Origin of the sequence: Aestuariivivens marinum (assembly GCF_022662175.1) — a bacterium.
Lineage (GTDB): Bacteria > Bacteroidota > Bacteroidia > Flavobacteriales > Flavobacteriaceae > Aestuariivivens > Aestuariivivens marinum.
The window spans coordinates 1-8,593 of sequence record NZ_JAKMCR010000009.1; the positions used below are offsets into that span (position 1 = coordinate 1).

General features: G+C 39.6%; 4 protein-coding genes. 1 reads left to right on the forward strand and 3 read right to left on the reverse strand.

Annotated elements, in window-relative coordinates; all coding sequences use genetic code 11:
* Both MR053_RS13835 and MR053_RS13840 read right to left on the reverse strand, forming a co-directional pair.
* On the reverse strand, positions 1 to 2,474 hold a 2,474-nt coding region (locus MR053_RS13835), incomplete at its 3' end, for a MopE-related protein (protein ID WP_255745081.1).
* A 280-nt stretch (positions 2,475 to 2,754) separates the two neighbouring features.
* Entirely contained in the window at positions 2,755 to 5,229 is a 2,475-nt protein-coding gene (locus MR053_RS13840; protein ID WP_242132997.1) for a MopE-related protein, read from the reverse strand.
* A 491-nt stretch (positions 5,230 to 5,720) separates the two neighbouring features.
* On the opposite strand from MR053_RS13840, the gene MR053_RS13845 reads away from it, so the two are divergent.
* Positions 5,721 to 7,118 carry a T9SS type A sorting domain-containing protein gene (locus MR053_RS13845; protein ID WP_242132998.1) on the forward strand — a complete coding sequence of 466 codons (1,398 nt, stop codon included), beginning with the start codon at positions 5,721 to 5,723 and terminating at the stop codon, positions 7,116 to 7,118.
* An 89-nt stretch (positions 7,119 to 7,207) separates the two neighbouring features.
* Here the strand turns inward: MR053_RS13845 and MR053_RS13850 are convergent.
* Positions 7,208 to 8,593, reverse strand: a 1,386-nt coding sequence (locus MR053_RS13850) for a T9SS type A sorting domain-containing protein (RefSeq protein WP_242132999.1), incomplete at its 5' end; no start/stop codon positions are given.

Consider the following 8,593-nt stretch of genomic DNA (forward strand, 5'->3'; position numbering starts at 1 on the left):
TCGGTATTGTCACTGACATAGCCCACAGGGACCAAACAGGACTGGGTAGTAGATGCCGCATCCCCATAGCCATCACCATCGGCATCGGCATAATAGGTCGTGGTCACTCCTTCGTCCGTCTGGCCATCGCAGTCGTTGTCCTTGCCATCGCAGAGCTCAGGTGCGCCTGGATAGACCGTGTCGTCGGTATCGTCACAATCGGTGTTGTTATTTGATTCACCCACATCGGGTGTACTTGAGATTGAAGATATCGTAGTCATTGAACCGTAGCCATCTCCATCACCATCCACATAGCGCAAATAATTACCGTCGCAGTCTTCGTCTATATCATTACCTGCTTCTTCGGTCGCACCGGGGTTAATCGCTGCATCATCTTCATCGCAATCCAGATTGTTTGTGCTGTAATTCGGTCCGGGATCTAAACAATAGTCTGTACCACCATCTAAAGTATTCCCATAACCGTCACCATCACTATCCAAGTAATAGGTTGTAAATACCAATCCATCGTCTATACCATTGGCACAATCATCGTCCAAACCGTTACATACCTCACTCGCATCGGGATTAATATTGATATTGCCATCATGGCAGTCCAGGTTATTGTTCGATTCACCAACACCGGGTGAACTCGTTGAAGAGGAAAGCGTTAAAGTAGAGCCAAAGCCATCACCATCGGCATCCACATAACGAAGGTAATTACCATCGCAGTCCTCGTCTACGTCATTACCTGCTAATTCCGTCACACCCGGGTTAATAGCTGCATTTCCATCATCACAGTCGTTATTGCTATTGGATTCCCCTATACCTGGTGTACTTAATGAAGAAGATATCGTTAAAGATGAACCATAACCATCCTCATCGGCATCCACATAACGTAAATAATTGCCATCGCAGTCCTCATCCACATCATTACCCGCTAGTTCTGTCGCATCAGGATTAATATCTGGATCACCATCGTTACAGTCCAAATTATTCGTTACTTTCCCATTAACAGCTTTACATGAACTCTCAGGTGAATCTGTAGTATCGCCATAGCCATCTCCATCGGCATCCGTGTAATAGTCTTCAAATATCAAACCATCATCTATCCCATTGGCACAATCGTTGTCCTTGCCATCGCATAGCTCTGGCGCACCGGGATAAATCGTATTGTCCGTATCATCACAGTCACCTTCGCATAACGAAAAGCCATCACCATCATTATCCAATTCATCACTGGGTAAAATCCCATCACAATCGTTGTCCAGTCCGTCACAGAGTTCAGGAGCACCAGGATATACTGTATTATTGGCATCGTTACAATCTCCTCCAGCTGTTGAATAGCCATCATTATCTGCATCGGTAATCGATTGGGAGGACCACAGTTTCAAAGTGAAATTGGGATCACTCGCCGAGAAGCCCTGGGAATAGACCCTAAAATAATAGGTAGTTCCTATCGTTAAACTGCTATGGGTTAGCTCTTCTGTATCAAAGCTATTGGTGATATCACTGCATTCCAAAAGTGAGAGACCATTACAATCTCCTGAAAATAGACTGAGCCTACCATTGAACATGGGATCCAAGGTAATGGTCACCTCAGTGGTCTGGGCCAAAAACTTATACCATACATCGTCGCGGGCACTGGCACTTTTGCCGTTGCATATCTCTGCCTCCTTGTTGGTCTCTGCGCCTCCAAGAACAGATCCATTGAACCCTATCGCTGAAGCAGCATCCACCCTTCCCGTTTCCTGTACCACGGTCCATGCACCACTACATAGGTCATTGGTTGGCGGAGGTGCGGACAAAGTGGTTATATTTGGTGTAATTAGCCAATTACTGTAATCACCCGATCCACAATCGGAACGAATGGCTACTTGGTAAGTGGTATTGGGTACCAATGCGCCTTCTCCTGTAGTAGCGCTCGTATCACCCCCAGTTGAACCATTATCAAAATAGGTACTCGTGCCAGGAGTAAACCCAGAAAGGCCAATTTCCCATTCATAATTTACGGGTGCGGGCCCAGAACTAGGAGCTTCCCAGTAAAAGTCCAACCTCGTGTTCGACAAATAGCTCACCAATGGGTTCTCCGGCTTATAACATGTTGGCACTTTCTGCAAGGTAACCGTGTGCGTGTTGCTATCGTCATCACAGCTATCGCTTAAATGTATGACGATTCGGATCTCACCCAACGGAATATCACCCGATAGAAAAGTATAAGTCAATGGGGTATCCCCTTGAGCCAATACCGTGCTCCCATCGTCGTCCCTAATGGTAATGTAATCGGTGCTGCCCTGGTAACTCGAGGTAAAAGTGTATTGCTCCGCAAGAATGTTGGTAACGGTCTGGTACTCGCCCGCATAAATGGAACCGGTAACCTGTTCCACATCTCCTGTGTTCTGAGCTGCGTAACTTCCATTACTGGTTACGCTGTTACAGTCCTGAGCATTGGACCATACCGATATTAGAATAAGTAATAGACAGGTAATTTTTTTCATGTAATCCTATTTGACTTTACTAAAACTATGACTATTCCTTGGAAGAATTATAGTATCAAAAATCCAATAAGATTAGGCTAATAACATGACTGATATGGCGCTATATTAAAGGTATCTATTAATTATTACGCGAGCATGTAAAACAGATAAAAAGCAAATAATGTCGATAAAATGAAAAACAATTTAAATGAAAACCGTACAGTCATATCACCAACTTCTTAATAGAAGATATTGAACCGACCTTCTCTAAAAACGGTTATTTACAAAAAGAGCCAACAGCTTAACGTTTAACAACCTGTTTAACGGTATGTTCTAAATCATCATATATTTTAAGGAGATAGATCCCTTTTTGCAACTGCGACAAGTGTTCGATCCTAAAGATCCCTTTCTGACCTACTTGTGTAAGCCTATAAATGACCCGACCATGTAAATCATAAAGGGTAATCCCAATGCTTTTACCATCAAAATAGCTTGGGAAATGTACTCTTAAAGTAGTTCTGAAGGGGTTAGGTTCAATTCGTATGTTATCGAAATTAATGTCTTCTACAGATAATCCCTCACAGGCGTCACCGGTACCATCATTGTCTGTATCTTCTTGACCGGGATTTGGGATATTCGGACAATTATCATCACAATCCAAGATCCCATCGCCGTCACTATCACTTTCATCCAATGGAATACCGTCCGTACAATCATTATCCAATCCATCGCATAATTCCGAAGCACCAGGATAAACGGTTGGTTCGGTATCGTTGCAATCACCGCTTATAGTAACGTAGCCCACAGGGGCAGTACAGGCCTGAACGGTATCGGTAGCGTCACCGTAGCCATCATCATCACTATCACGGTAATAGGTGGTCTGCCCTTCAACATCGGGATCGTTGCCATCAATCAATCCATCACAATCATTATCGATACCGTCGCACACTTCGGTGGCATCGGGATTCACATTCGCGTTAGCATCATTGCAATCCGTATTATCAGAAACATGATCCGCAGGCTGTGTATTCGCTAAAGTTGTAGTGTTACTATCCCCAAAAGAGTCACCATCTGAATCCAGATACCAGGTCAGCAGATCAAAACCATCGCAATCCTCATCGACCCCATTATCCGGTATTTCCGTTGCACCGGGATAAATCCCATTATTGGCATCATTGCAATCATTATTGCTTAGGCTAAATCCTGCCCCAGGATCGAAACAATACAGCGCACCGGCATCACTCGCATCACCATAACCATCACCATCCCCATCAACATAGTACCTGGTCTGTCCTGTAACAGAGGGATCCGCATCATCCACAAGCCCGTCACAGTCGTTATCAATCCCGTCGCACACTTCCGTGGCATCGGGATTGACATTCGCATCAGCATCATTACAATCCATATTATCGGAAACATAATCCGCAGGTTGCATATTTGCTAAAGTTGTAGTGTTGCTATCGCCATAAGTGTCACCATCGGCATCCAGATACCACGTCAGCAGATCGGCACCATCGCAATCCTCATCAATCCCATTGTCAGGTATTTCCGTTGCACCGGGATATATAGAAGCGTTGCCATCATTACAATCGCCACCAGGGCTTGAATAGCCATCGCCATCCACATCCGTAATCGATTGGGATGACCACAATTTCAACGTGAAATTGGGATCACTGGCTGAAAACCCCTGGGAATACACCCTGAAATAATAAGTAGTTCCTATCGTTAAACTGCTATGGGTTAGTTCTTCTGTAGCAAAGCTGTTAGTAACATCGCTACATTCCAAAAGTGTCAACCCATTACAGTCACCCGAAAACAGGCTGAGCCTTCCGTTGAACATGGGTTCCAAGGTAATGGTCACCTCAGTGGTCTGGGCTAAAAACTTATACCATACATCGTCTCGGGCACTGGCACTTTTGCCATTGCATATCTCTGCCTCCTTGTTGGTCTCTGCGCCTCCAAGAACAGATCCGCTAAACCCTATCGCCACAGCAGCATCCACCCTTCCCGTTTCCTGTACCACGGTCCATGCACCACTACATAAGTCATTGGTTGGCGGAGATGCTGACAAAGTGGTTATAACAGGTGTAGTATACCAGATACTATAATCCCCAGAACCACAATCCGATCTTATGGCAACTTCGTAATCTGTGTCGGGATCCAAGGCATCTTCACCCGTTGTGGCATTGGTAACTCCATTGGCATAACCACTTGCCTCTGCATTACCAGTACCAGGGGCAAAATTTGGAAACCCAATTTCCCATTCATAACCTACAGGAGCATTACCCGAACTAGGAGCCTCCCAATGAAAATCCATGCGGGTATTGGATAAATAACTTACTTTAGGATTTTCAATTTCGAAACATGTTGGTAAATTGGTTTCATTCAATAGCGTTACGGTGTGGTTCCCATTATCGGTATCATCACAAGTATTATCCAAATGAATGACTAATTTTATATCGTTATCCGGGATATCACCAGCCAGAAAGGTATAATTTAAAGGTGAGTTGCCCTCTGTTATGATAGCATCATCCGAAGTTCTTCTAATTGTAATATAATCATGATCACTAACCAAATAGGACGTAAAGGTATACGTATCTGTTTGCATATTGGTTATGGTAACATATTCACCGGGTACAATTGATGTTGTTATTTCTTCTTCATAACCACTATTTAAAGCTGGATAGGTTTTATGTAATGTACCACTGTTGCAGTTTTGAGCATAGGTAACGGAGATAAATAACAATAAAACAATATAACAGTAGATATACTTCATTTTAATCAGGGTTACGTTAATACAACTAAAGATATTATATAAATCATTGAAATGCAGGTATAGTAGATATACGACAAAAAAAATTGATAATCTGCATTGCTATCATTTCAGGTTATGGGTGCATAAACTTAAGAGATTGTATTTGTAATAAAACCACTACTGTTAAATATTTCTTCACTTACAACGTGTAACCGTTTATATATTAAATTGATTATCAACACAGTAAATGTTAATAAGTTTTTGGATTTCATTCGATAAAACTCAAAATAAAATTTAGTTTTGCGCGAAATTAATTTTTACGGCTGAAATCTAAAACACTGATTTCAAAGTATTTATTAAAAATTTTTGGGGATTGATTAATAGCAAATTTATCTTCTTGTAAGTTTTTATTTTCAATAACGTTAAATATTATTGTATTTCATCGATAAAAAGCATATTTTATCGTTTTTAAGTCATTTTTATATATTTTTACAAAATTAACCTACTTAGTCATGAATAAATTTTTACTTACCGGAATTATAACCGTATTTTTAGCTGGTCTTACCTGCCAAGCTCAATTATTTAGTTCAAAAAAGAACATAAGTACTACAGGCAACTATCCCCTTTCAATAGAGTCAGGTAACTTAAATAATGATGATTATCCTGATATTTTAGTGGGTACTATTGATAATACAGTTGAATGGTACAAAAACAATGGAAACGATAGTTTTACTAAACAATCCAATATTGCCACGAATTTAAGTGTGGTTAGAGATCTTGCTATTGTTGATTTAGATGGAGATTTAGACAATGATATTGTTGCTATTGCAAATCTTGGAAATAAATTAGTGTGGTACGAAAATCTAGGAAACGGAAATTTTGGAGCAGAACAAGTTATATCATCATCATTTGATAGACCAATAGCTCTTAAAACAGGTAAAATTGACGGTAATAATACTATTGACATTGCCGTAGTTGAATATGATGGAAATCAAATAACTTGGTTTTCAAATCTAGGTTTTGGTTCATTTAGTTCTGCAAACATCATAGATGCTCCTTCTGTAATAAAAAAGCCAAGGGATTTAGATATGGCAGATTTTGATGAAGATGGAGATTTAGATGTTGTAGTTGCTTTCTACCAAACAAAAAATGTGTTTTTATACTATAATGATCTTGTCCAAACGGGTTCAGTGTCATTTAATAATATAGATGTTGTTGCTAGTGCGATTAGTGGATTGGCAAGTGTTTCATTTGCTGATGTTGATGGTGATAATCAATTAGACGTATTAACCGTGGGTGGATCTAGTAATACATTAAATTGGTACAAATCAGCTGGAGGAGGCAGCTATTCTACTCACTCTTTAGCGCCGGCAAATAGTACACCTTCATTTGCAGTAGTAGAAGACTTAGATATGGACAATAAAAAAGACATATTAGTAAGTTACGCCAGTGGTTCTGAAACTATAGATGAAATATCTTGGTTCGAAGGTTCAAGTCCAGGTGTATTCTTATCAGAACAACTCATTGACAATTCACAAGACGATGTTCTTTTTACTATAAATGACTTTGATAAAGATGGTGATATGGATATAGCAAGTATTGCTTTTAATCAAAACTCATTAAACTGGTTTGAGAATTCTACGTATAGCTCGTCATTAGGAGTTGATGATTTCAATTCTAATGAATTTAAGCATTTTTACAATACGAATACAAAAGAATTGACATTAAAATCTTATAGCATGCCAATGGATAATGCTGCATTGTATAATATTTTAGGTCAAAATGTTTTAAACAAAACGCTTTCTCTAACTGAAGAAAAAATTGACCTTTCAAAGTTAAATAAAGGTATTTATATAGCACAGATTAGTTTTGATAATGTTGTTAAGACCATCAAATTTGTAAAACAGTAAGTTATTATATCAAGAATAAATTTTAAGAAGCCGTCTCAAAATTAGATTGAGACGGCTTCTTTTTTTATTTAAAGTTTATATAATATACTTTATTGTGGTTTCGAGGATATTATTTTCTTAACCAATGTACCTTCCTTAGTCGTTAACCTTACAAAATACATTTGATCCTCAGTGTATGATAAATCAATTTTTGTACTATCGTAAGTACCCTTAACATAATTGGTGTTTTCGGCTTCTCTAATTAGAGCACCTTTTATGTCATAAACATCAATTTTAACATCGGTGTCATATTCAAACTTATAGCCAATATTCACCTCGTTTTGGAATGGCACCGGATAGGCAGTAAAACTTACTTTCTTATCTTCAAGTTTACCCCAACCACCTGTATCTACTGTACATTCTGTATCCATAAAGGATGAATTACCTTCTAAATCTATTTCATCATAATCCCTTTTCTCACCAGGGATATGCATATCATCAGGATAAGGTATGTCCCTGTCACAAATCACAGCATGTGCAATGAAATAGAATGATCCAGTTACTCCAGTTTTAGTTGCCTGCCAACCTGAGTGATAGGTACCATCTGGTATATTCGCATTATAAGGGTATTGCCCTGGTGCAACGGTGTAATATTCACCTTTAACTTCATCAGATTGACTGTAAATATCATCTGGTGCATTACCCTTAAATGGATATGGGTCACAGCCTACAAATAAATGCACTTCAGAAACTAAAAACAATGGTACTTCTTGACCCTCAATAACCTTGGTCAATAGGTCATAGGAGAAATTAACTACACCAGTATGTAAATCATTGTCATATTGATAATCTACAATGAGATCGCCTACATAGGTTCCCTTACTTAAATCACAACGTCCGGCACCTCTATATACAGCATAGGTATAAGTACCGTACTCTGTAATGGTATTGGTCCATCCCCAACGTTTAAAGCCATCATTTCTAAAGCAGCTACTATAGGTCTCTTGCGTATCGTCTTCTACAACACTATCATACCCACCAACATCTTGAGTCCTAACAGCAAATGCTGTTCCACAATTAGGTGTACAGTTGTATAAGTTTGCTGTTATTTGGCATGTTTTTACACATTGATTTTCGTCATAAATAGCTACATAGAATATATCATCTATTTGAGCTCCATATGCTATTGGATCTTCTAATGTATTGTCAATACCATTGGCATCTCCAAACGTTACACTTGCATTACTACTTGACCACACATAAGTGAATATGCCTGTACCTCCACCTGCTGTAACATTTAATTGTATATCACTACCTTCACATGCCAATGGCAATGGATCTATTAAACAAGTCATTGGCACTGCTGGATCTACTGTTACTGGTAAAGTCGCTGTACATCCATTAGTATCTGTAACCAATACATTGTAATCACCCGCCGCCAAATCTGTCGCGGTTGCAGTAGTTTGAGCTAATGGATCATCCCACAAGATGCTCGC

Bases quoted from the DNA above. Each gene is read 5' to 3' on its own strand.
- MR053_RS13840 (WP_242132997.1), bottom strand. From the start codon at position 5,229: ATGAAGTATATCTACTGTTATATTGTTTTATTGTTATTTATCTCCGTT.
- MR053_RS13845 (WP_242132998.1), top strand. From the start codon at position 5,721: ATGAATAAATTTTTACTTACCGGAATTATAACCGTATTTTTAGCTGGT.